Consider the following 22,646-nt stretch of genomic DNA (forward strand, 5'->3'; position numbering starts at 1 on the left):
CCGTGCCCCCTGCGCTCCGCGCGGCTAGTGTCGTGGCGTGCCTGAACGTGACGACGGAATCAAGGAAGTCCTCACCCGCCTCGTCGGCTGGGTGAAGGACCGCCGTGAGGTCCGCGCCGTCCAGTGGTACACGGCGCGGCGCGGCAACCTGCTCTCGGGCGGGATCGCGTACTCGGCGCTGTTCGCCATCGGCGCGGGGCTGACCATCGGCTTCACGATCTTCTCGGCGACGCTCGGCAACCGCCCCGACCTCATGGCGGCGGTCACCGACCAGATCGAGCTGTGGCTGCCCGGCCTGATCGGCACCGGAGACGGTCAGCTGAACCCGCAGGATCTGGTCGTCGAGAACGTCTGGAACCCGGCGACGCTGATCGCTACCGTGGTGCTGCTCTGGACGGCCATCAGCTTCATGGGTGCCCTGCGGCACTCGATCCGGTCGATGTTCGACGCCCCGGTGGTCGGGGTGAATCCGGTGCTGGCCAAGGTGTGGCAGCTCGCCGGGTTCCTGCTGCTCGGGGTGATGGTCGTGGTGACGGCGGGCGCCAGCATCCTGTCGAGCGCCGTCACGAGCGAGGTCGACTCCTGGTTCGGGGACAACCCCGCCGTCGGGCGCCTGCTGGCCGTCGGGAGCCTCGCCGTCGCCGTGGTGCTCGACGCCGTGGTGGTCTTCCTCGTGGTCCGCGTGGTGGGCCGTGTGCGCCCGCGACGGGGCCGGGACATGGTGATCGGCTGCCTGCTCGCCGGCGTGGTCTCCGGGGCGCTGCGCTACGCGGGGACCTCGTTGGTGACCTCCAGCGTGTCGAACAACATCCTGCTGGGCTCGTTCGTGACGATCGGCACCATCCTGCTGCTCGCCAACTTCCTGTCCCGGATGCTGCTGATCGTCTGCGCCTGGATGTACGACCCGCCGCGGCTGGACGAGATCGCGCGGGCCGACGCCGAGCTCGCCGCCCTCCGGCACGAGGAGGAGGTCGAACGGCTGGTGCGGCAGGGCTCCGGGAGCGGGCGACCCTACAGCCCGGTGGTCCGCGGCGTGCGCCGGGGCCGGTACGCGTTCTGAACGGCCGAAGACCCCGGACCCGAGTTCCGAGAGCCCTGAGCGGCCACGACCGAGAACGGCCGAACTGCCGACGTCGGCAGCTCGTGCCGAGATCGGCAGTCGGAACGACCGATCCCGTCACGAACTGCCGACGTCGGCAATTCGGTCATCGGGCAGCGAGGGGCGACCGCGGGAGTCGGCGCGGCGTGGCGTCGACGGCCCCGTGTCCCCGGCGTCGGGTCCTCAGAAGGCGCGGGTGATCATCGCCCGCTTGACCTCCTGGATCGCCTTGGTGACCTCGATGCCGCGCGGGCACGCCTCGGTGCAGTTGAAGGTGGTGCGGCAGCGCCACACGCCCTCCTTGTCGTTGAGGATCTCGAGGCGCTGCGTGGCGGCCTCGTCGCGCGAGTCGAAGATGAACCGGTGGGCGTTGACGATCGCCGCGGGGCCGAAGTACTGACCGTCGGTCCAGAACACCGGGCAGGACGACGTGCACGCGGCGCACAGGATGCACTTGGTGGTGTCGTCGAACCGGTCGCGGTCGGCCTGGGACTGCAGATGCTCACGGCTGGGCTCGTTGCCGGAGGTGACCAGGAACGGCATGATCTCGCGGTAGGAGGCGAAGAACGGCTCCATGTCGACCACGAGGTCCTTGACCACCGGCAGGCCCTTGATGGGCTCGACGGTGATCGGCTTGTCCGGGTTGATGTCCTTCAGCAGCGTCTTGCAGGCCAGGCGGTTGCGACCGTTGATGCGCATCGCGTCCGACCCGCACACGCCGTGGGCGCACGAGCGCCGGAACGTCAGCGACCCGTCCGTCTCCCACTTGATCTTGTGCAGGGCGTCCAGCACACGGTCGGTGCCGTAGGCCGTGACGGTGTGCTCCTCCCAGGTCGGCTCGGCGGAGACCTCCGGGTTGTACCGGCGGATCCTGAGCGTGACCTCGAAGGAGGCGACGGCACCGGCCTGGGACTCCGGAGCGGAGCTCGCGGTGTTCTCTTCCACAACAGCAGTCATCAGTACTTCCGCTCCATCGGCTCGTAGCGCGTCTGGGTGACGGGCTTGGACCCCAGGACCACCTTGTAGTCCCCGAAGTCCTCGACGTGGTCGAAGTAGCCCTCGACGTGCCCGTCGGCGGCGTCGGGAGCCGACGTCGGACGGCGGTACGCCATCGTGTGCAGCATGTAGTTGGTGTCGTCCCGGTCGGGGAAGTCCTCGCGGTAGTGACCGCCGCGCGACTCGCGCCGGTTGAGCGCCGCGAGCACCGTGACCTCGGCGATGTCCAGCAGGAAGCCGAGCTCGATCGCCTCGAGCAGGTCGGTGTTGAACAGCGTGCCCTTGTCCTGCACGGAGACGTTCCGGTAGCGCTTCTGCAGCTCGCGGATGTCGTCGGCGGCCTGCTGCAGCGACTCGTTGGTGCGGAACACCTGGGCGTTCGCGTCCATCGTCTCCTGCAGGGCCTTGCGCACCTCGGCGACCCGCTCGCCGTCGGGCCGGTCGCGCATCTCGGACAGCTGGGCCTCGACGCGCTCGGTCGGGTTCTCCTGGATCGGCAGGTGCTGCTCGACGGTCTTGGCGTAGGCCGCCGCGGACCGGCCGGAGCGCTTGCCGAACACGTTGATGTCCAGCAGCGAGTTGGTGCCGAGCCGGTTGGAGCCGTGCACGGACACGCACGCCACCTCGCCGGCGGCGTACAGGCCCTTGACCACGTTGTGGCTGTCGCGCAGCACCTCGCCCTTGACGTTCGTGGGCACGCCGCCCATGGCGTAGTGCGCCGTGGGGTAGACGGGCACCGGCTCGGTGTAGGGCTCGATGCCGAGGTAGGTGCGGGCGAACTCGGTGATGTCGGGCAGCTTGGCGTCGATGTGCGCCGGCTCGAGGTGCGTCAGGTCGAGCAGCACGTAGTCCTTGTTCGGACCCGCCCCGCGGCCCTCCCGTACCTCGTTGGCCATCGACCGCGCCACGATGTCGCGGGGGGCGAGGTCCTTGATGGTGGGGGCGTACCGCTCCATGAAGCGCTCGCCGTCCGCGTTGCGCAGGATGCCGCCCTCGCCGCGGGCCGCCTCGGACAGCAGGATGCCGAGGCCCGCCAGGCCGGTGGGGTGGAACTGGAAGAACTCCATGTCCTCCAGCGGCAGCCCGCGGCGGTAGGCGAGGGCCATGCCGTCACCGGTGAGGGTGTGGGCGTTGGACGTGGTCTTGAAGATCTTGCCCGCGCCACCGGTGGCGAAGATGATCGCCTTGGCCTGGAACACGTGGATCTCGCCGCTGGCGAGGTCGTAGGCGACGACGCCGGTCGCGTTGACCTCGGCGTCGTCGTCCAGCTCCTCGGTGGTCAGGTCGTGGTCGGTGAGCAGGTCGAGCACGTAGAACTCGTTGAAGAACTCCACGTCCTGCTTGACGCAGTTCTGGTAGAGCGTCTGCAGGATCATGTGCCCGGTGCGGTCCGCGGCGTAGCAGGCGCGGCGCACGGCGGCCTGTCCGTGCTCACGGGTGTGCCCGCCGAACCGGCGCTGGTCGATCCGGCCCTCGGGGGTGCGGTTGAACGGCAGCCCCATGCGCTCCAGGTCGAGGACGGAGTCGATCGCCTCCTTGGCGAGGATCTCGGCCGCGTCCTGGTCGACGAGGTAGTCGCCTCCCTTGACCGTGTCGAAGGTGTGCCACTCCCAGTTGTCGTCCTCGACGTTCGCCAGCGCGGCGGCCATGCCGCCCTGGGCGGCGCCGGTGTGGGAGCGGGTGGGGTAGAGCTTGGAGATGACGGCGGTGCGCGCGTCCTTGGACGCCTCGAGCGCCGCACGCATGCCGGCGCCGCCTGCGCCGACGATGACGACGTCGTACTGGTGGGTCTGCATCGGTGTCGATGCCTCCTGCGTGGTGGTCAGCGGGCTGGGGGGTGCGGGCGGCTCAGGCCGTGCAGAACGAGGCGAGCAGCTCGGCCGGCGCCTCGGGCGGGCACGGGTCGAACGTGAAGATCACGAGCGTCCCCAGCACCACCGTGAGGGTGAAGGCCAGGTAGAGCAGGCTCTTGAGCACGCCGCGGGTGAGGTCCCGCTGCGCGTAGTCGTTGATGATGGTGCGCACGCCGTTGGTGCCGTGGATCATCGCGAGCCACAGCATGAGCAGGTCCCAGACCTGCCAGAACGGGCTGGCCCACTTGCCGGCCACGAACGCGAAGTCGATCGCGTGCACGCCGTCCCCGACCATGAGGTTGACGAACAGGTGGCCGAAGATCAGGGCGACGAGCACCACGCCGGAGGCGCGCATGAACACCCAGGAGTACAGCTCGAAGTTGCCACGGGTCGTCTTGCGCCGCACGTACGGGGAGCGCGGGCTGGCGACCAGGGGGGTCGCGTCGGTCTGAGCCATCAGTGCCCACCTCCGAAGACGTTCATCAGGTGCCGCGGCAGGAAGCCGGCCATGGTCACGACGAGCAGCCCCAGGACCACCCAGAGCATCACGCGGTGGTACTGCGGTCCCTTGGACCAGAAGTCCACGAGCGCGATGCGCAGGCCGTTGAAGGCGTGGAAGACGATGGCGGCGACCAGGCCCGCCTCGCCGAGCCCCATGATCGGCGTCTGGTACGTGCCGATGACGGCGTTGTACGCCTCGGGGGAGACCCTCACCAGTGCCGTGTCGAGCACGTGCACGAGCAGGAAGAAGAAGATGGACACGCCGGTCACGCGGTGCGCGACCCAGGACCACATGCCTTCACGGCCGCGGTAGAGCGTGCCTGCGGGAGCGTTCGGCACGGGGGGAGCCTCCATTGGCGGAGTGGGTGCGGTTACGTGAAGACACTGTAGTGACACCGGGTCGCGATCGGGTCACGGAGGGTCCGAAAACGGCGTCTCTGCGCAGAATCTGTGACTCATTCCACAGGCGTCACGTCATCGGGGCCCGGCGCGTCACTATGCTGCGCACATGCCCTCTGCTGCTATCCCCGGGTTCCACGCCGTCATCCCTGCCGGAGGGGCGGGTACCCGGCTGTGGCCGGTCTCGCGGGCCGGTTCGCCCAAGTTCCTGCACGACCTGACCGGCTCGGGCCGCACCCTGCTCCAGGGCACCGCCGACCGCTTGGTGCCGCTGGCCGGTGAGTCGGGCGTGCTGGTCGTGACGGGGCGGCAGCACGAGGCTGCCGTGCGCGACCAGCTCCCGTCGCTGGGTGCCGGGCAGGTGCTCGCCGAGCCGTCGCCGCGCGACTCGATGGCGGCGATCGGGCTGGCGGCGGCGGTCCTGGAGCAGCGCCACGGGGAGGTCGTGCTCGGTTCGTTCGCCGCGGACCAGGTGATCTCGGGCCGACCGGAGTTCGAGCGCTCGGTGCGCGAGGCCGTCGCGGCGGCGCGCGAAGGGTACGTGACCACGATCGGCATCGCCGCGTCGCGGCCGTCCACCGCGTTCGGGTACGTGCACGGCGCCGCGCCGCTCGGGGTGGACGGTGCTCCCAGCGCGGTGCACGTGTCGGGGTTCACCGAGAAGCCCGACGCCGCCACCGCCCGGGGCTACCTGGCCTCCGGCGAGTACCGGTGGAACGCGGGCATCTTCGTCGCCAGCACCACGGTGCTGCTCCGTCACCTGGCCGAGCAGCGCCCTGCCCTGCACGACGGTCTGCGCCGTGTCGCGGCCTCGTGGGACACGGCCGAGCGGGACGCCGTGCTGGAGGTCGAGTGGCCGGCGCTCGAGCGGATCGCCATCGACCACGCCGTGGCCGAGCCGGTGGCGGCGGCGGGCGGCGTGGCGATGGTGCCCGGGTCCTTCGGTTGGGACGACGTCGGCGACTTCAACTCGCTGGCGGCGCTCCTGCCGGCCGACGACGACTCGGGGTCGAAGGTGCTCGGTGACAGCGCGGACGTCGTGCGCGTCCAGAGCGCCGGCTCCGTGGTGGTCCCCGCGGGCGGGCGGACGGTCACCCTGCTCGGGATCGACGACGTCGTGGTCGTCGACACCCCGGACGCGCTGCTGGTGACCACGCGCGGGCGGGCGCAGCAGGTGCGCGCCATGGTGGACGCGGTCCGTGCCAGCGGCCGCGAGGACCTGCTGTGAACGGGCCCGGCGCCCGTCTGGACGAGATCGTCGCCGGCCTGGAGCCGGAGCTCGTGGCCGTGCGCCGCGACCTGCACGCCCACCCGGAGACGGCGCGCCAGGAGGTGCGCACGACGGCGGTGCTCGCCGAGCGGCTCCGCGCGGCCGGGCTGGCGCCCCGGCTGCTCGAGCCCACCGGGCTGGTGTGCGACGTCGGCCCCGACGTGCCGGGGCGCGGCCGCGTGGCCCTGCGCGCGGACATCGACGCGCTGCCCCTGGACGACGCCTGCGGCTGCGACTTCGTCTCGACCGTGCCCGGCGTGGCGCACGCGTGCGGCCACGACGTGCACGCCGCCGTCGTGCTGGGCGCCGGGCTGGCGCTGGCGAGGCTGGCCGACGAGGGGATCCTGCGGCACGGCGTCCGGCTGATCTTCCAGCCCGCCGAGGAGACGATGCCGGGCGGGGCCCTGGAGGTCGTCGCCCAGGGTGTGCTGGACGGGGTCGACCGCATCGCGGCGGTGCACACCGAGCCGAAGCTCGACGTCGGTCTCGTGGGGACGCGCATCGGTCCCATCACGTCGGCGTCCGACCTGGTGACCGTGACGCTGTCCTCCGGCGGCGGGCACACCTCGCGTCCGCACCTGACCGGGGACGTCGTGTACGCGCTCGGTCAGGTCGTCACCCAGGTGCCGGCCGTGCTGGGGCGTCGCCTGGACCCGCGCTCGGGGGTGAACCTCACCTGGGGTGCCGTCGAGGCGGGGCATGCCCACAACGCCATCCCGGCGTCGGGCGTCGCCAAGGGCACCCTGCGCTGCCTCGACGTGCGGGCGTGGGAGAAGGCGGGCCAGGTGCTGCACGACGCCGTCGAGCAGGTGGTGGCGCCCTACGACGTGGACGTGTCGGTGCACCACGTCCGCGGCGTGCCCCCGGTGGACAACGACGCCGACGTGACCGCCGCGCTGGAGGCGGCGGGGGCCGCGGTGCTCGGCGAGGACGGCGTGGTCCTGACCGAGCAGTCCCTCGGCGGCGAGGACTTCGCCTGGTACCTGACCAAGGTGCCCGGGGCGATGGCGCGGCTCGGCACGGCGACGCCGGGCGGGCGCCGCTACGACATCCACCGGGGCGACCTCGTGGTGGAGGAGGGCGCCATCGCGATCGGCGCCCGGGTGCTGGCGCGGTTCGCGCTGTCCTGACGGACCGTCGGGCGTACGGTCGGGTGTGACGCACCTCATTCCAGCGGTGTACCCATTCGATAACGACTCGGCCACGACCTGCACTCTGGACTGGAAGCGGCCCCCGGCGTGGCTAGGCTGTGCGTCTCTGATCGTGAGACGGGCGGGTGCCCGTGCTCACCCCCATCATCGACAGGAGCGACAGGTGAAGAGTGCGATCAAGTTCACCGCCCTCGCCGGCGCGGCGGCACTGACCCTCGCGGCGTGCGGAGCGGCCCCGGAGGAGACCCCCGCGGACGAGTCCACCGAGACCGAGATGGCCGAGAGCGAGACCGTCGACTACCAGCCCTGCATCGTCTCCGACCAGGGCGGCTTCGACGACAAGAGCTTCAACCAGCTCAGCTTCGAGGGCACCCAGCAGGCCGCCGAGGAGCTGGGCCAGACCGTCATCGACGTGCAGTCGCAGTCCGAGACCGACTTCCAGCCGAACCTCCAGTCGCTGGTCGACCAGAGCTGCGACGCCATCGTCTCGGTCGGCTTCGCCCTGTCGGCGGACACCATCGAGTCGGCGAACGCGAACCCCGAGACCGACTACTTCCTCGTCGACGACGCCGCGGACGCGGACTTCGACGGCGAGGCGGACGCCGACAACATCAAGCCGCTGCTCTACAACACGGCCGAGGCCGCGTTCCTGGCCGGCTACCTGTCCGCGGGCTACTCCGAGGCCGGAAAGGTCGGGACCTTCGGCGGTCAGCCGTTCCCGACCGTGACCATCTTCATGGACGGCTTCAAGCAGGGCGTCGAGCACTTCAACGAGGTCAACGACGCCGAGGTCGAGGTCATCGGCTACTCCGGCGGCGAGGACGGCTCGTTCACCGGCGGGTTCGAGGCCAACCAGACGGCGAAGACCACCGCGACGAACATCCTGGACCAGGGCGTCGACGTGATCCTGCCCGTCGGCGGCCCCATCTACCAGTCGGCCGTCGCCGCCATCCAGGACTCCGGCCGCGACGTCGCCCTCGTGGGTGTCGACGCGGACTTCTACGAGACCGACCCGAGCACCCAGCCCTACGTGCTGACCTCCATCCTCAAGAAGATGGACGTCTCGGTCCACGACGCGCTCATGACCGCCGCCACCGAGGAGTTCGACCCAGAGCCGTACATCGGCACCCTCGAGAACGAGGGCGTGGGCCTCGCCCCGCTGCACGACTTCGAGGACCAGGTGGACCCCGAGCTGATGACCGAGGTCGAGGACCTGCAGCAGCAGATCATCGACGGCGAGCTCGAGGTCACCTCCTACCTGGATCAGTGATCGGCTGAGCAGTCGTCACCGCGCGGCGGGACACGGTGCGTCCACCGTGTCCCGCCGCGCGGTGCGGCCTAGGCTGACGACCAGAACCGTGACGGAAGGGGCAGGCGGACCGCGATGAGGCTCGAGCTGCGGGGGATCACCAAGCGTTTCGGCGCGCTGGTGGCCAACGACCACATCGACCTGGTGGTCGAACCGGGGGAGATCCACTGCCTCCTGGGGGAGAACGGCGCCGGCAAGTCCACGCTGATGAACGTCCTGTACGGCCTGTACGACGCCGACGAGGGCGAGATCCTCCTCGACGGCGAGGTGCAGGACTTCGAGGGCCCCGGTGACGCGATGAACGCGGGCATCGGCATGGTCCACCAGCACTTCATGCTGGTGCCCGTCTTCTCCGTCGCGGAGAACGTCATGCTCGGCCACGAGACCACTCACGGCCCCGGCATCCTCGACCTGTCGGCCGCGCGCGAGACGGTGCGCAGCACCGCGGACCGCTTCGGCTTCCACGTCGACCCGGACGCCGTCGTCGAGGACCTGCCGGTCGGTGTCCAGCAGCGGGTCGAGATCATCAAGGCTCTCAGCCGGGACGCCCAGGTGCTCGTCTTCGACGAGCCCACGGCGGTGCTCACCCCGCAGGAGACCGACGAGCTGATGGCGATCATGCGTCAGCTCAAGGACGAGGGCAAGGCCATCGTCTTCATCACCCACAAGCTGCGCGAGGTGCGCGAGGTCGCCGACCGGATCACCGTGGTCCGGCACGGCAAGGTGGTCGGCGAGGCCGACCCCACCGCACCGGACAACGAGCTCGCCTCCCTGATGGTGGGCCGCGCCGTGCAGCTCACCGTCGACAAGCAGGCGGCCCGGCACACGGACAACGAGCTGGCCGTCTCCCACCTCCAGGTCGCCACCCCGAACGGGCAGGTCGTCGTCGACGACGTCAGCTTCACCGTGCGCGGCGGCGAGATCCTGGTGATCGCGGGCGTCCAGGGCAACGGGCAGACCGAGCTCACCGAGGCCCTCATCGGCCTGCACCCGGACGCCCGCGGGTCGATCCTGCTGGACGGGTCCGAGCTGCGGGGCCGCAGCGTGCGCAAGGTGCTCGACGCCGGTGTCGGGTTCGTGCCCGAGGACCGCAGCACCGACGGGCTCGTCGGCGAGTTCAGCATCGCCGAGAACCTCATCCTCGACCGCACCGACGGGGCGCCGTTCGTGCGGGCCGGCTCGCTGCAGCTCGGTCTGCGCGACGAGTTCGCCCGCGAGAAGGTCGACGAGTTCGACGTGCGCACCACCGGCATCGACCTGCCCGTGGGCCGGCTGTCCGGCGGCAACCAGCAGAAGGTGGTGCTGGCGCGGGAGATGTCCCGCGAGCTGCGGCTGCTGGTCGCCGCCCAGCCCACCCGCGGCGTCGACGTGGGCTCGATCGAGTTCATCCACCAGCGCATCGTGGAGACGCGCGACGCCGGCATCCCGGTGATCGTGGTCTCGACCGAGCTCGACGAGGCCGTCGCCCTCGCCGACCGGATCATGGTGATGTACCGCGGGCGCGTGGTCGGGATCGTGCCGGCCGACACCCCGCGCGACGTGCTCGGCCTGATGATGGCCGGCGTCGCGCCCGAGACCGAAGGAGACGCCGCGTGACGAGGCAGCGGGCACGGGCACGCAAGGAGGGATCCGCGTGAGCGCGAGGCCGGGACAGGACCCCGCCGACTCCGCCGAGCAGCCGCCCGCGGACGACCGCGAGCCCGTCGGAACGACGGAGCCGGGTCGGGCCGAGGAGATCGAGCAGGAGAAGGCCCGCGAGGGCGCGGCGGACGACGGCGAGACCGACGACCGCTGGCAGGAGGCGTTCCGCCGGATCATCTCGGGCGGCTGGGCCGTGGCGCTGGGCGCCATCCTGCTGGCGGTGATCGCGGGCTCGCTGATGATCATCGTCACCGACGAGGCGGTCCAGGAGGCGGCCGGGTACTTCTTCTCCCGCCCGGGTGACACCTTCGCGGCCGTCGGTGAGGCCGTGGGCGGCGCCTACTCGGCGCTGTTCCAGGGAGCCGTCTACAACTTCCGCGCGGACACGTTCGCCGCCGGGATCCGCCCCCTGACGCAGACGCTCAACAACGCCACGCCGCTCATCGCGGCGGGTCTGGGCGTGGCGATCGCGTTCCGCGCCGGCCTGCTGAACATCGGTGGCCAGGGCCAGATGCTGATGTCCGCCACGGCGGCCGGCTGGGTCGGCTTCGGCGTCACCGGGCTGCCGTTCCCGCTGCACCTGATCCTGGCGCTCGTCGCCGGCATCCTGGCCGGGGCCCTGTGGGCGGGCATCGCCGGCCTGCTGAAGGCGCGCACCGGCGCCCACGAGGTGATCGTGACGATCATGCTCAACTACGTGGCCCTGTACCTGCTGTCCTACTTCCTGGCCACGCCGGGGCTGATGCAGGCTCCCGGGTCGGCGAACCCCAAGACCCCGCCGACGCCGGAGTCGGCGCAGCTGCCGCCGCTGCTCGGTGAGCGCTACACGCTGCACTGGGGCTTCGTCCTGGCGCTCGTGGCCGTCGCGGTGGTGTGGTGGATCCTCAACCGGTCCGCGGTCGGGTTCTCCTACCGCGCGGTCGGGGAGAACCCCCGCGCCGCTCGGGTGGCGGGCATCGACGTGTCCCGCTCGACGGTCTCGGTGATGCTCGTCGCCGGTGCGCTCGTGGGCCTGGCGGGCGTCACCCAGGTCCTGGGCACCGTCACGACCGGCTTCGGGTCGGACATCGACGCGGGGATCGGCTTCGACGCGATCACCGTCGCCCTCCTGGGCAACTCCAACCCGCTCGGCGTCCTCGGGGCGGGCATCCTGTTCGGCGCCTTCAAGGCCGGTGGCTCGGCCATGCAGGCCGCCGAGGGCATCCCCATCGAGATCGTGCTGGTGGTCCAGTCCCTCATCGTGCTGTTCATCGCGGCGCCGCCGCTGGTGCGGGCCATCTTCCGCCTGCCCCAGCCTGGCAGCGCCCCGAAGAAGAAGCGGTCGAAGGCCGCCCGGAAGGAGGTGTCGGCATGACCGCCCCCGCCGTCGACGGCACGCCCGCGGCCACGCCGGACGCGCCGCGCACCGTTAGCACCGTGTCGTGGAAGACGCCGATCGCGCTCGGCGTCGTCCTGGCGCTGTACGCCCTGCTGCTCCTGCTGGCGCCCCGCGAGGGTGACGCCCGCTTCTCGCTGTCCACCCCGACGGACTTCTTCCAGCTGCCGGTGTACGTGATCCCGGGCATGGCCACCGCCTGGCTGTGCGCCGCGATCGGTGCCGTGCTCGTGGTGCCCTCGGTGCTGGCGACCCGGCGTGCGCGCCGTACCCCGCTGTGGGTGACGGGCGTGTTCGCCGCCGTGCTGCTGTTCGGCTTCCTCGCCTGGGCCGCCGCCGGCAGCGCGCGCGACCTGTCCGTCGTCGGGCTGCTCGGCGGGGCGGTCGCGCTGTCCGTGCCGCTCGTCTACGGCTCGCTCAGCGGTGTCATCGGCGAACGCTCCGGCACCATCAACATCGCCATCGAGTCCCAGCTGCTGGCCGGTGCCTTCACCGCCGCCGTCGCGGGGTCGCTGACGAACAGCCCGTGGGTCGGACTGGTCGCCGCGATGCTGGCCTCGGCGCTGGTGTCCCTGGTGCTCGCCGTGTTCACCATCACCTACCGCGTCAACCAGATCATCGTCGGTGTGGTGCTCAACGTGCTGGTCATCGGCCTGACGAGCTTCTTCTACTCCCTGGTGCTGGTGCCCAACACCGAGACGTTGAACTCGACGACGCGGTTCGAGCGCATCCCCATCCCGTTCCTGGAGCGCATCCCCGTCATCGGGCCGGTGCTGTTCGACCAGACGATCGTCGTCTACCTGATGCCGGTGATCGTGTTCGGCGTCTGGTACGGGCTCTTCCGCACCCGCTGGGGGCTGCGGCTGCGGGCCGTCGGCGAGCACCCGCGTGCCGCGGACACCGTGGGCATCGAGGTGCTGCGCACCCGGTACCGCGCCCTGCTGATCGCGGGTCTGGTCGGCGGCATGGGCGGCGCCTTCTACACGGTGGTCTCCATCAACCAGTTCGGCCGCGAGATGACCGCGGGCGCCGGCTTCATCGCCCTGGCGGCGATGATCTTCGGCAAGTGGAACCCGGTGCGCGCCGCGCTGGCGGGGCTGCTGTTCGGGTTCGCGACGAACCTCCAGAACGTGCTGTCCGTCGTCGGCTCCCCGGTGCCGAGCCAGTTCATGCTCATGCTGCCGTACGTCGTGACGCTGTTCGCCGTCGCGGGCCTGGTGGGCCGTTCGCGGCCGCCCGCGGCGCTGGCGACCCCGTACACGAAGGAGTAGGCGACGTGGGACCCGACTGGGACGCCCTGCGGTCGGCCGCCCGCGACGTCTCCCGCCACGCCTACGTGCCCTACTCCCAGTACGCGGTCGGCGCGGCGGCGACGGCGGACGACGGTCGCCTGCTGGTGGGCTGCAACGTGGAGAACGCCGCCTACGGCGTCACGCTGTGCGCCGAGTGCTCGCTGGTCTCGGCGCTGGTCACGGGCGGTGGGGGCCGGCTGACCGCCTTCACGTGCGTCGACGGGCGCGGCCGCGTGATCACGCCGTGCGGACGCTGCCGCCAGCTGCTGTGGGAGCACGGGGGGCCGGAGCTGCTGGTCGAGACCCCCCAGGGCGTGATCACCATGGACCAGCTGCTGCCCCAGGCGTTCGGACCGGAGGACCTGACCCGATGAGCGAACCGTTCGACGTCGTCGACGTCATCCGTACCAAGCGCGACCGCGGCCTGCTGTCGGACGCGCAGATCGACTGGGTCGTGGACGCCTACACCCGCGGCGTCGTCGCCGAGGAGCAGATGGCCGCGCTCGCGATGGCGATCCTGCTCAACGGGATGCAGCGCGACGAGATCGCGCGCTGGACCGGGGCGATGATCGACTCCGGCGAGCGGATGGACTTCACGTCGCTGTCCCGCCCGACGGCGGACAAGCACTCCACGGGGGGAGTGGGGGACAAGATCACCCTGCCCCTGGCTCCGCTGGTCGCGGTGTTCGACGTGGCCGTCCCGCAGCTGTCCGGACGTGGCCTCGGGCACACGGGCGGCACGCTCGACAAGCTGGAGTCGATCCCGGGCTGGCGGGCGTCCCTGAGCAACGCGGAGATGCTCGCGCAGCTCGACGACGTCGGCGCGGTGATCTGCGCGGCGGGCGCGGGTCTCGCCCCGGCGGACAAGAAGCTGTACGCCCTGCGTGACGTGACGGGCACGGTCGAGGCGATCCCTCTCATCGCGAGCTCGATCATGTCCAAGAAGATCGCCGAGGGCACGGGCGCCCTGGTCCTCGACGTCAAGGTCGGCTCGGGCGCGTTCATGAAGGAGCTCGACCAGGCGCGCGAGCTCGCGCGGACGATGGTCGGGCTCGGCACGGATGCCGGGGTGCGTACGGTCGCCCTGCTCACCGACATGTCGGTGCCGCTGGGTCGTACCGCCGGCAACGCGCTGGAGGTCCGCGAGTCCGTCGAGGTGCTCGACGGCGGTGGGCCGCGCGACGTGGTCGACCTCACGGTGGCGCTCGCCGTGGAGATGCTGGCCGCCGCCGGCCGCCCGGTGGGCGAGGACGAGGTGCGCGCGGCGCTGGCCGACGGCCGCGCCATGGACGTCTGGCGGCGCATGATCGCCGCCCAGGGCGGGGACCCGGACGCACCGCTGCCGACGGCGCGGCACACCCGCGACGTCGTGGCCGACCGCGACGGGGTCGTCGACCGCCTCGACGCGTACTCCGTGGGCGTGGCGGCGTGGCGGCTGGGTGCGGGACGGTCCCGCAAGGAGGATCCGGTCCAGGCGGGCGCGGGGATCGAGATCCACGCGCGTCCCGGCGAGACGGTGCGGGCCGGGACCCCGGTGCTCACCCTGCACACGGACACGCCCGAGCGCTTCGACCGCGCCCTCGAGGCGCTCGACGGCGCCTGGACGGTGGCGCAGGACGCCCCGGCGCGCGGCCCGGTCGTGCTGGACCGGATCGACTGACGCCGGTGTGACGTCGTGGGACTGCCGGGGCTGCGCCTGACCGACCTGCTCGGGTCGGTGGGGCTGTTCGCCGGGCAGGTCCCGGCGGCGCCGCCGGTCGGCACGTTCCGGCGGCCGTCCCTGCCGTCGGACGCGGTGCCGGGCGCAGGGGACGAGCAGAGCCTGGGCTGGGTCCGTGATCCGCTCGGTCGCGACGACCCGCCGCCCCTCTGGGCGCCTCGCCGGCTCCTTCTCCCGGGCGGCGCGCCGGCGCGGCAGGTCTCGCCCACCACCTGCGGGGCCGCGGTGCTGGCGATGCTGCGCTACGCGGGCGACCCGGTCGCGGCCCTCGCCGTCGCCGGCGGCGACGGCCGCGACGGCGGCGACGGCGCCGGCCAGGGCGATCCGGCGGGTCGGTTCGCCGCCGACCAGCAGCGTGTCCACCGAGCCTGCACACGGGGTCCGCTGGGGCTGCCGAGCTGGCCGCCCTCGCTGGGCACCCCGCCCTGGGCGGCCGCCGCGCACGCCCGCTACGGCCCGGTCCGGTACACGCACCGGGTGGTCGGCGCACCGGGGTCGGCGGCAGCCCGCCGCGTGCTCGACGCCGCGCTCGACGCCGCCCGCGCCGGGGTCCCGGTGCCGCTGTACAGCGGCGGCGACCTCGCGCGCGGTCCGGCGACGGCGGTGCCCCGGCACGTGGTGCTGCTGACGACGGTCACGGGTGCGGCCCCGGACGCGACCGCGACGCTGTACGAGCCGTCGTCGGGCACCCTGCACTCCCTGCCGGCCGCCGTGCTGCGCGCCGGGACCCGCGCCCGTACCCGGCCGGACCGCCGCGGCGAGGCGGCCAGGACGCGCGCGCTGGGCGGCTGGCCGCACGTCGTCTGGGCGATCCTGCCTCGCGGATCGAGCGACGAGGCGCCACCATGGAGGGCATGAGCACGACACCGTCTGACGCCTGGCGCGACGCCGGCCTGGACGCTCCCGACGACTCGACGAGCCTGGCCGAGGAGCTCTCCGGACCCGCGTCGACGCCCACGCCCGAGCACGACGCCGAGGAGTACCACCCCGGCACGCCCCGTCCCGACCTGGAGGGGTCGGCGGACGAGGCCGACGTCGTCGAGCAGGCCGGCGAGGTCCCTCTCGACGACCCCGACGCCGACCTCGGTGACACCGGTCACGACCCGACCGTCTGACGCCCGCGGGTGCGCCCGGACGTCGGCGCGCCGGTAGGTTGGCCCCATGACGCAAGCGCTGCTCGACGAGATCCCCGACCTGCCCAAGGTGCTCCTGCACGACCATCTCGACGGCGGCCTGCGCCCGCAGACCGTGCTCGAGCTGTGCGACGCCGTCGGGCACGAGCTGCCTGCCACGGACGCCGACACCCTGGCCACCTGGTTCCGGGACGCCGCCGACTCGGGGTCGCTGCCGCGCTACCTGGAGACGTTCGACCACACCATCGCGGCCATGCAGACGCCCGACGCGCTGGCCCGTGTGGCCCGGGAGGCCGTGCTGGACCTCGCCGCGGACGGCGTCGTGTACGCCGAGCAGCGCTGGGCCCCCGAGCAGCACGTGCAGCGGGGCATGTCGCTGCCCGAGACGGTCGAGGCCGTGCAGGCCGGGATCGACGCCGGCATCGCCGAGGCCGCCGCGGCGGGGCGCACCATCCGCGTCGGGCAGCTCGTGACCGCGATGCGGCACACCGACCGGTGGGTCGAGATCGCCGAGCTCGCCGTCGCCTACCGCGACGCCGGGGTGGTCGGGTTCGACATCGCCGGGCCGGAGGACGGGTTCGCGCCGGACCGGCACGCCGAGGTGTGGCGGTTCCTGGCCGAGCAGAACTTCCCGACGACGATCCACGCGGGGGAGGCCGCCGGGCTGGACTCCATCTCCCAGGCGGTGCACCTCGGGCAGGCCGACCGGCTGGGGCACGGCGTGCGGATCATGGAGGACGTCACCCTCTCGGAGCACGACCGGACCGCGACGCTCGGCCGGCTGGCCCACTGGGTCCGCGACCACCAGATCGCCCTGGAGGTCTGCCCGGTCTCGAACCTGCAGACGAACGCCGCCCCGGGCGTGACGTCGGTCGCGGACCACCCGATCACCCGGCTCAAGGAGCTGGACTTCGCGGTCACGCTGAACACCGACAACCGGCTGATGTCGCGCACGTCGATGTCGCACGAGATGCGCCTGCTGGTCTCCGAGGCGGGCTGGACGATCGACGACCTCGCCGACGTGACGCTGACGGCGGCCTGGAGCGCGTTCTGCCACCACGACGAGCGGCGCGAGCTCGTCGACGAGCTGATCCTGCCCGGATACCAGAAGGTCGAGGGGGCCCTGCGATGAGCACGAACGACAGCACCGGGACGCCCGCCGTCCCCGGCACGCCGGCCGAGCTGGCGCGCTACGTCGACCACACGCTGCTCAAGCCGGAGGCGACCGCCGCCGACGTGACCGCGCTGGTCACCGAGGGCGCCGCGCTCGGGGTGTTCTCCGTGTGCGTCTCGCCCACGTTCGTGAGCCACGCCGTGGAGGTGGCCGACGGCCGGCTCGCGGTGGCGACCGTGTGCGGGTTCCCGTCCGGTAAGCACGCGAGCGAGATCAAGGCCGCCGAGGCGGCCCGCTCCGTGCTCGACGGCGCGGACGAGGTCGACATGGTCATCGACGTCGGCGCGGCGAAGGCCGGCGGGTTCGACGTGGTCCAGGCGGACATCGCCGCCGTGCGCGCCGCCGTGCCGTCCGACAAGGTCCTCAAGGTGATCATCGAGTCCGCCGCCCTGGACGACGACGAGATCGTGGCCGTCTGCCGGGCCGCCGACGCTGCGGGAGCAGACTTCGTCAAGACCTCCACGGGCTTCCACCCCAGCGGTGGTGCCTCGGTCCACGCGGTCGAGGTCATGGCGGCCACCGTCGGTGGCCGGCTCGGGATCAAGGCCTCCGGGGGAGTGCGCACCCTCGCCGACGCCCGTGCCGTGATCGCCGCCGGTGCCACCCGCCTCGGGCTGTCCGGGACCGCCGCGGTCCTCGCGGGGTTCGACGACGCGGACCCGGCCGTCGGCACGCCCCCGGACGCCTCCGGGAGCGGCGGCTACTGACCCGTTAGCCTCGGCACCGTGCATGAAGTGCTCGTCGACGTCGAGGCCGTGACCAGGACCTACGGCACCGTCCAGGTGCTCGCCCCCACCTCGCTGCGCCTGCACGCGGGGCAGGGCTCCGCCGTCGTCGGCCCGAACGGGGCCGGCAAGTCCACCCTGCTGCGCCTGGTGGCGGGGACGGAGGAGCCGACGTCGGGCACCGCGACGGTGCTGGGGCTGGACGCCCCCGAGGCACGACGACGGCACCGGGACCGGATCGTGCGCCTGCTGGGCCCGGCGCCGACCTACCCGGACCTGACGGTGGCCGAGCACTTGCAGCTCGTGCAGGTCGCCTGGGCCGGCCGTCACGACGGCCCCGACGTTGACGAGGCGCTCGCCGAGGCCACCCTGGACCGGGTGCGGGACCAGTTCCCGGGCGAGCTGTCGTCCGGCGAGACCCAGATGTTCGCCCTCGTGGCCACGCTGTACCGGCCCGCGGACCTGGTGCTGCTCGACGAGCCGGAGCAGCGTCTCGACACCTGCTGGCGGGAGGTCGCCCGCCGGCTCGTGCTGCGCGCCCTCGACCAGGGCCGGGCCGTGCTCGCCGCGACCCACGACCCCGGGCTGCGCGAGGTCCTCGCCGACCGGGGTCCTGTCGTGGAGCTGGCGGAGCCGACGCGGTGAGCGGCGACGGCGACGCGGCCGACACCGCGGGCCTCGCGATGCCCTACGGCCCCTGGCGGCGCTGGGTCCGCGCCCTGCGGGCGCACCACCGTCGGCGCCGTGCGGACGACGACGGCGACCGTACCTACCTCGCCTACGGGTTCACCCTGCTGGCGCTGATGTACGGGCCGATCCTGTGGACCACGCTCGCCCAGGCAGGGGTCCCGCTGGGCGAGGGCGCGGGGTGGTCGGTCCGCGGCACGCTGGTCGTCGCCGGCACCGTGGTCGTCGCGGCGGCCGGCCTCGGCGGCGTCGTCCTCGCCCGGCTCGGGGCGCCGCTGTGGGTGACACGGACCGACGCCGCCTACGTGCTCTCCGGCGTCTGGGATCCACGAGCCGTGCTGTGGCGGCGGGTCCTGGTGCTCGTGGCGGTGGCGGGCGTGCTCGCGGCGCTCGTCGGTTCGGCCCTGGCCTTCGGGGCGCTGGACGCCGCCGGAACACCCGCCGGTGCCGGGACGCTCACGGCCTGGGGTGCGTGCGCCGCCGGGGTCGCGATGCTGCCGCTGACGCTCGCCGTGGCTGCCCAGTGCCCGCGGTGGCGCACGACGGCCCGGGTCGCGGCAGCTCTGATCGCCGCTGTCGGCGTTCTTGTGGCGGTGCAGGGTGCCGACTTCCCCGTGGGGACAGCGGTGCTCGGCGCTGACGTGCTCTGCGTCGATCCGTCGGGCTGCGCGCCGCTGCCCGTCCGGGACGGCGTCGCACCCGCCGGCCCGCCCGCCGCCGTCGTGGGCTGGGCCGCAGGGCTGGCCGTGGTCTGCGGGTGGCTGCTCCTCGCGGTCCTGCCGCGTGATCTCGACGCGGACGTGACGGCGGAGGCCTGGAGCCGGACGGTGGCGACCGGCGAGGCGCTCGGCGCGGGGGACGCGACCGGGGTGCGCGCGGTGGCCGGGCCCGCCCGGCTGACGGGGCGACGGCGGACCTTCCCGCGGATCCTCCTGCCGTCCGTCCCGCTGGTCGCCCGCGACGTCCTGGCCCTGTCGCGGCGACCGGCGGTGCTGCTCGGCTCCCTGCCGGCGGGCGTGGCCGGCGCGGCCCTCCTGGCGCTCGCGGCCGGCGGCGGACCGGGAGCCGCGCCGGCAGCGGTGGGCGGCGGCGTCGTGCTGTACGCGGCCGCCGCCGCCTGGACGGGTGGTCTGCGGGACCTCGCGGAGCAGGCCGAGCCCGGCGGCCTGCTGCCCGGCGGCCCGTCCCGGGCCGTGCGGGGCCACCTGCCGGTCCCGGTCGCGCTGGGGGCGGTGAGCGGGGCGCTCGGCCTGCTGGTGGCGGCCGTGCTGGCCGGCGTGGACGGGTCCTCGGTCGTCCTGGTCGGCACGGGGCTGGTCGTCGCCCTGGGTGCCCGGGTGTGGGTGGCGGGTGCGACGCAGGCGCCGCCGGAGGTGTTCACCCCGGTGGCCGGCCCGACCGGGGATCTCAGCACGGTCATGGTGATCGCCTGGTTCCTGCGCGCCTGGCTGGTGGTGATCGGCTCGGCCTGGGTCGTCGCCCGCCTGGGCCTCACGTGGGTCCCGCTGGTGGTGGTGGTCGTCGTGGCACTGGCCGCCGCGGGCGCGCGTCGCCTGGACCGGGGGTGACGGCGGGGCTGTCCTCCGATCCAGAAGATAGGTTAGGCTCACCTACGATGATCGAGACGACAGAGCGCCGCGGGGGACCGCCCGCCGGCAAGCGCACCCCGAAGTCCGCGACCGTCAGCGCCACCCGATGGCTGACCCCGCACATGGTGCGGATCACGCTGTCCGGTGGCGACCTGGCCCAGGTCGACCCCACCGAGCACACCGACCGCTACATCAAGCTCGTCGTCGGACCGCCGCCCGTCGAGGGCGCCCGCCCCGTGGTGCGCACGTACACGATCCGTGCGGTGCGCGACGGCGAGTGGGACCTGGACTTCGTGGTGCACGGCGACGAGGGCCTCGGGGGGCCGTGGGCGGCCGGGGCGCAGCCGGGCGAGGAGATCACGTTCCTCGGGCCGGGCGGCGGCTACGCGCCGGACGCCGGGGCCGACTGGCACCTGCTGGTCGGTGACGACTCCGCGCTGCCGGCCGTCGCGGCCGCCCTCGAGGCGCTCCCCGCCGGTGCCCGCGCCCACGTCGTCGTCGAGGTTCCCGGCCCCGACGACGAGCAGCCGGTCGACTCCGCCGCCGACGTCACGATCACCTGGCTCCACCGCGGCGAGGCCACCCTGCTCGAGACGGTGCAGCGCCTCCACGCCGACGGCGTCCTGCCTGCCGGCGTCCCGCACGCGTTCCTGCACGGCGAGGCCGGCGACGTGCGCGACCTGCGCCGCTGGGCCCGCAGCGAGCTCGGCGTCACCCGCGAGCTGCTGTCCGCCTCCGGCTACTGGCGGCGCGGGCACGACGACGAGGCCTGGCGTGCCGCCAAGAAGGACTGGAACGCCGCCGTCGAGCAGGACGACGCCGCCCTGTCCTGACGGCGCCCCCCGACGACGCCCGTCCGGGCCGCGGCCCGGCCCGGACGGTCTCCTCAGAGCCCGAGGTGCCCGGCGAGCTCGCCCTTGAGCGCGACCAGGCGCTCGCGGGCCGCCACCCGGGCGGTGCCGACCTCGAGGGCGGACGCGTCCCGCGCCACGTCGGTCACGGTCTCGAGGTAGCACTTCACCTTCGGCTCGGTGCCGGAGGGTCGCACGATGACGCGCGTGTGGTCCTCGGCGAGCAGTAGCAGCCCGTCGGTGGGCGGCAGGCCGTCGTACCCGTCGGCGAGGTCGACGACCGTCGTCACCGGTGACCCGCCGAGCGTCGACGGCGGGTCGGACCGCAGCCGGGACATCGTCTCGGGGATCTGGCGCAGGTCGTCGAACCGGCCGGCGAGCTGGTCGGTGACGTAGAGGCCGTGGTCGCGGGCGATGTCGTCGAGCGCGTCCACGAGCGTGCGGCCCGATGCCGCGAGGCGCGCGGCCAGGCCCGCCACCAGCACCGCGGCACTGATCCCGTCCTTGTCGCGCACGTGCTCCGGGTCCACGCAGTAGCCGAGCGCCTCCTCGTAGCCGAACACGAGGCCCTCGGTCCGCGAGATCCACTTGAACCCCGTCAGCGTCGTCGCGTGCGCCACGCCGGCGTCGGCGGCGAGCCGCGCCAGGGCGCGCGAGGAGACGACGGAGCTCGCGACCGTCGCGCCGGGCCTCCCGGTGGCCCGGGCCACCGCCTCGGTACCGAGCAGCATCCCGACCTCGTCGCCGTGCAGCATCCGCCAGCCGCTCGAGCGGGCCGTCTCCACACCCTGGTGGGTGCCCTGGGTGGTGTCGAGCACCGCGACGGCGCACCGGTCGGCGTCGGGGTCGTTGGCGATCACCAGGTCCGCCCCCACCTCGATGGCCAGCCCCAGCGCGAGGTCCATCGCACCGGTCTCCTCCGGGTTCGGGAACGACACCGACGGGAAGTCCGGATCCGGGTACGACTGCTCCTCGACCGGCGTCACCCGGGTGAACCCGGCGTCGGCCAGCGCCCGGGCGAGCAACCGGCCGCCCACCCCGTGCAGCGACGTCGTGACGACCTTCAGACGGCTCGCGGCCCCCGGGTCCGCCGGGCGCAGCGGGGCCAGCGTGCGCAGGTACTCCTCGACGACGCCGAGGTCCAGCTCGGCCCAGCCGCCGTCGGCCCGGGGAACCTCGTCCGCGGGGCCGACGTCGGCGATCGCCTCCGCGATCAGCGCGTCGTGCGGCGGCACGATCTGCGCGCCCTGCCCCGGCCCGGTCTCCGCGCGACCGCCGAGGTAGACCTTGTAGCCGTTGTCCGCGGCCGGGTTGTGGCTCGCGGTCACCATCACCCCCGCGTCGGCGTCCAGGTGCCGGACCGCGAACGCCAGGATCGGCGTCGGCAGCGGGCGGGGGAGCATCAGCACCTCGCAGCCCGCGGCGGCCAGCACGGCCGCGGAGTCGCGGGCGAAGTCCGCCGAGCGGTGCCGGGCGTCGTAGCCGACGACGACGCGCGGCCCGGACCCCGGCCCGAGCGTCCGGATCAGATGGGCGCCCAGCCCGGCGGCCGCGCGGATCACGACCGCGCGGTTCATCCGGTTCGGTCCGCCCGCCATCGTGCCGCGCAGCCCGGCCGTGCCGAACTGCAGCGTGCCGGCGAACCGGTCCTGGAGCTCGGCGAGCGCCCGCGGGTGCCGGCGGCCTTCGTCGGCTGTGGCGAAGTCGACCAGTCGCGTGAGCTCGTCGACGTCCCGGTCGTCGACGTCGTGGCGGATCCACCTCTCGACCTGCTCCAGCAGCGTCGGCAGGTCCGTGGTCGGTGTCGGCGGCAGGTCCGCGGCCCGCTCAGGGGCCGTCCCGTCCGCCGTCGGCTCGTCCGTCGTGGCCATCGTGCTCCTC

Annotated in this window: 21 protein-coding genes; 16 read left to right on the plus strand and 5 right to left on the minus strand. The window is 73.1% G+C overall.

Annotation, left to right across the window (positions count from 1 at the left end):
* Positions 1-37 precede the first annotated feature (37 nt).
* Positions 38-1,060, plus strand: coding sequence for a YhjD/YihY/BrkB family envelope integrity protein (locus HDG68_RS09635; protein ID WP_172151551.1), 1,023 nt, complete (start codon positions 38-40; stop codon positions 1,058-1,060).
* 222 nt (positions 1,061-1,282) lie between these two features.
* Here the strand turns inward: HDG68_RS09635 and HDG68_RS09640 are convergent, their stop codons facing one another.
* The 4 genes from HDG68_RS09640 to sdhC are packed head-to-tail and all read right to left on the minus strand — an operon-like array spanning position 1,283 to position 4,803.
* A complete protein-coding gene (locus tag HDG68_RS09640) occupies positions 1,283-2,056 on the minus strand; it encodes a succinate dehydrogenase iron-sulfur subunit (RefSeq protein ID WP_172151553.1) in 774 nt (257 codons plus the stop codon).
* A complete protein-coding gene (gene sdhA, locus HDG68_RS09645; RefSeq protein WP_172151555.1) occupies positions 2,056-3,891 on the minus strand; it encodes a succinate dehydrogenase flavoprotein subunit in 1,836 nt (611 codons plus the stop codon). The genes HDG68_RS09640 and sdhA overlap by 1 nt, the downstream gene beginning before the upstream one ends.
* Before the next feature lie 52 nt (positions 3,892-3,943).
* Entirely contained in the window at positions 3,944-4,405 is a 462-nt protein-coding gene (locus HDG68_RS09650) for a succinate dehydrogenase hydrophobic membrane anchor subunit (protein WP_172151557.1), read from the minus strand.
* Positions 4,405-4,803 (minus strand): succinate dehydrogenase, cytochrome b556 subunit, encoded by a 399-nt coding sequence (gene sdhC / locus HDG68_RS09655; protein ID WP_172151559.1) that lies wholly within the window; start codon positions 4,801-4,803, stop codon positions 4,405-4,407. The genes HDG68_RS09650 and sdhC overlap by 1 nt, the downstream gene beginning before the upstream one ends.
* A 154-nt stretch (positions 4,804-4,957) precedes the next feature.
* Here sdhC and HDG68_RS09660 point away from each other — a divergent pair, with 154 nt between their 5' ends.
* The 15 genes from HDG68_RS09660 (at position 4,958) to HDG68_RS09725 (ending at position 20,747) form a co-directional block, all read left to right on the plus strand.
* A complete protein-coding gene (locus HDG68_RS09660) occupies positions 4,958-6,076 on the plus strand; it encodes a mannose-1-phosphate guanylyltransferase (protein WP_172151561.1) in 1,119 nt (372 codons plus the stop codon).
* A complete protein-coding gene (locus HDG68_RS09665) occupies positions 6,073-7,248 on the plus strand; it encodes an amidohydrolase (protein WP_172151563.1) in 1,176 nt (391 codons plus the stop codon). The genes HDG68_RS09660 and HDG68_RS09665 overlap by 4 nt, the downstream gene beginning before the upstream one ends.
* 184 nt (positions 7,249-7,432) lie before the next feature.
* Positions 7,433-8,539, plus strand: a complete 1,107-nt coding sequence (locus HDG68_RS09670) for a BMP family ABC transporter substrate-binding protein (protein ID WP_172151565.1) — start codon at positions 7,433-7,435, stop codon at positions 8,537-8,539.
* Between the two features lie 114 nt (positions 8,540-8,653).
* Positions 8,654-10,174 carry an ABC transporter ATP-binding protein gene (locus HDG68_RS09675; RefSeq protein WP_172151567.1) on the plus strand — a complete coding sequence of 507 codons (1,521 nt, stop codon included), beginning with the start codon at positions 8,654-8,656 and terminating at the stop codon, positions 10,172-10,174.
* Positions 10,175-10,211: 37 nt separating this feature from the next.
* Positions 10,212-11,573, plus strand: a complete 1,362-nt coding sequence (locus HDG68_RS09680) for an ABC transporter permease (protein WP_172151569.1) — start codon at positions 10,212-10,214, stop codon at positions 11,571-11,573.
* Entirely contained in the window at positions 11,570-12,865 is a 1,296-nt protein-coding gene (locus HDG68_RS16715) for an ABC transporter permease (protein ID WP_216648251.1), read from the plus strand. The genes HDG68_RS09680 and HDG68_RS16715 overlap by 4 nt, the downstream gene beginning before the upstream one ends.
* Before the next feature lie 5 nt (positions 12,866-12,870).
* Positions 12,871-13,260: a cytidine deaminase gene (locus HDG68_RS16720; protein WP_343037520.1), complete on the plus strand. Its 390-nt coding sequence runs from the start codon at positions 12,871-12,873 to the stop codon at positions 13,258-13,260.
* A complete protein-coding gene (locus HDG68_RS09690) occupies positions 13,257-14,546 on the plus strand; it encodes a thymidine phosphorylase (protein ID WP_172151573.1) in 1,290 nt (429 codons plus the stop codon). The genes HDG68_RS16720 and HDG68_RS09690 overlap by 4 nt, the downstream gene beginning before the upstream one ends.
* 15 nt (positions 14,547-14,561) lie before the next feature.
* Positions 14,562-15,464, plus strand: coding sequence for a hypothetical protein (locus HDG68_RS09695; RefSeq protein ID WP_172151575.1), 903 nt, complete (start codon positions 14,562-14,564; stop codon positions 15,462-15,464).
* Positions 15,461-15,721, plus strand: coding sequence for a hypothetical protein (locus HDG68_RS09700; RefSeq protein WP_172151577.1), 261 nt, complete (start codon positions 15,461-15,463; stop codon positions 15,719-15,721). The genes HDG68_RS09695 and HDG68_RS09700 overlap by 4 nt, the downstream gene beginning before the upstream one ends.
* A gap of 46 nt (positions 15,722-15,767) precedes the next feature.
* On the plus strand, positions 15,768-16,871 hold the full coding sequence (locus HDG68_RS09705; RefSeq protein ID WP_172151579.1) for an adenosine deaminase: 1,104 nt from the start codon (positions 15,768-15,770) through the stop codon (positions 16,869-16,871).
* The gene (deoC, locus tag HDG68_RS09710) at positions 16,868-17,620 is read left to right on the plus strand and encodes a deoxyribose-phosphate aldolase (protein ID WP_172151581.1); all 753 of its coding nucleotides are present in this window, start codon (positions 16,868-16,870) and stop codon (positions 17,618-17,620) included. The genes HDG68_RS09705 and deoC overlap by 4 nt, the downstream gene beginning before the upstream one ends.
* 18 nt (positions 17,621-17,638) lie before the next feature.
* The gene (locus HDG68_RS09715) at positions 17,639-18,283 is read left to right on the plus strand and encodes an ATP-binding cassette domain-containing protein (protein ID WP_172151583.1); all 645 of its coding nucleotides are present in this window, start codon (positions 17,639-17,641) and stop codon (positions 18,281-18,283) included.
* Positions 18,280-19,893 (plus strand): hypothetical protein, encoded by a 1,614-nt coding sequence (locus HDG68_RS09720; RefSeq protein ID WP_172151585.1) that lies wholly within the window; start codon positions 18,280-18,282, stop codon positions 19,891-19,893. The genes HDG68_RS09715 and HDG68_RS09720 overlap by 4 nt, the downstream gene beginning before the upstream one ends.
* Before the next feature lie 47 nt (positions 19,894-19,940).
* The gene (locus HDG68_RS09725) at positions 19,941-20,747 is read left to right on the plus strand and encodes a siderophore-interacting protein (RefSeq protein ID WP_172151587.1); all 807 of its coding nucleotides are present in this window, start codon (positions 19,941-19,943) and stop codon (positions 20,745-20,747) included.
* Between the two features lie 53 nt (positions 20,748-20,800).
* On the opposite strand, the gene HDG68_RS09730 is transcribed toward HDG68_RS09725, so the two are convergent.
* A complete protein-coding gene (locus tag HDG68_RS09730; RefSeq protein WP_172151589.1) occupies positions 20,801-22,636 on the minus strand; it encodes a phospho-sugar mutase in 1,836 nt (611 codons plus the stop codon).
* Positions 22,637-22,646: the final 10 nt, after the last annotated feature.

This window comes from Isoptericola chiayiensis, assembly GCF_013149805.1.
In the GTDB taxonomy this organism is placed as follows: domain Bacteria; phylum Actinomycetota; class Actinomycetes; order Actinomycetales; family Cellulomonadaceae; genus Isoptericola; species Isoptericola chiayiensis.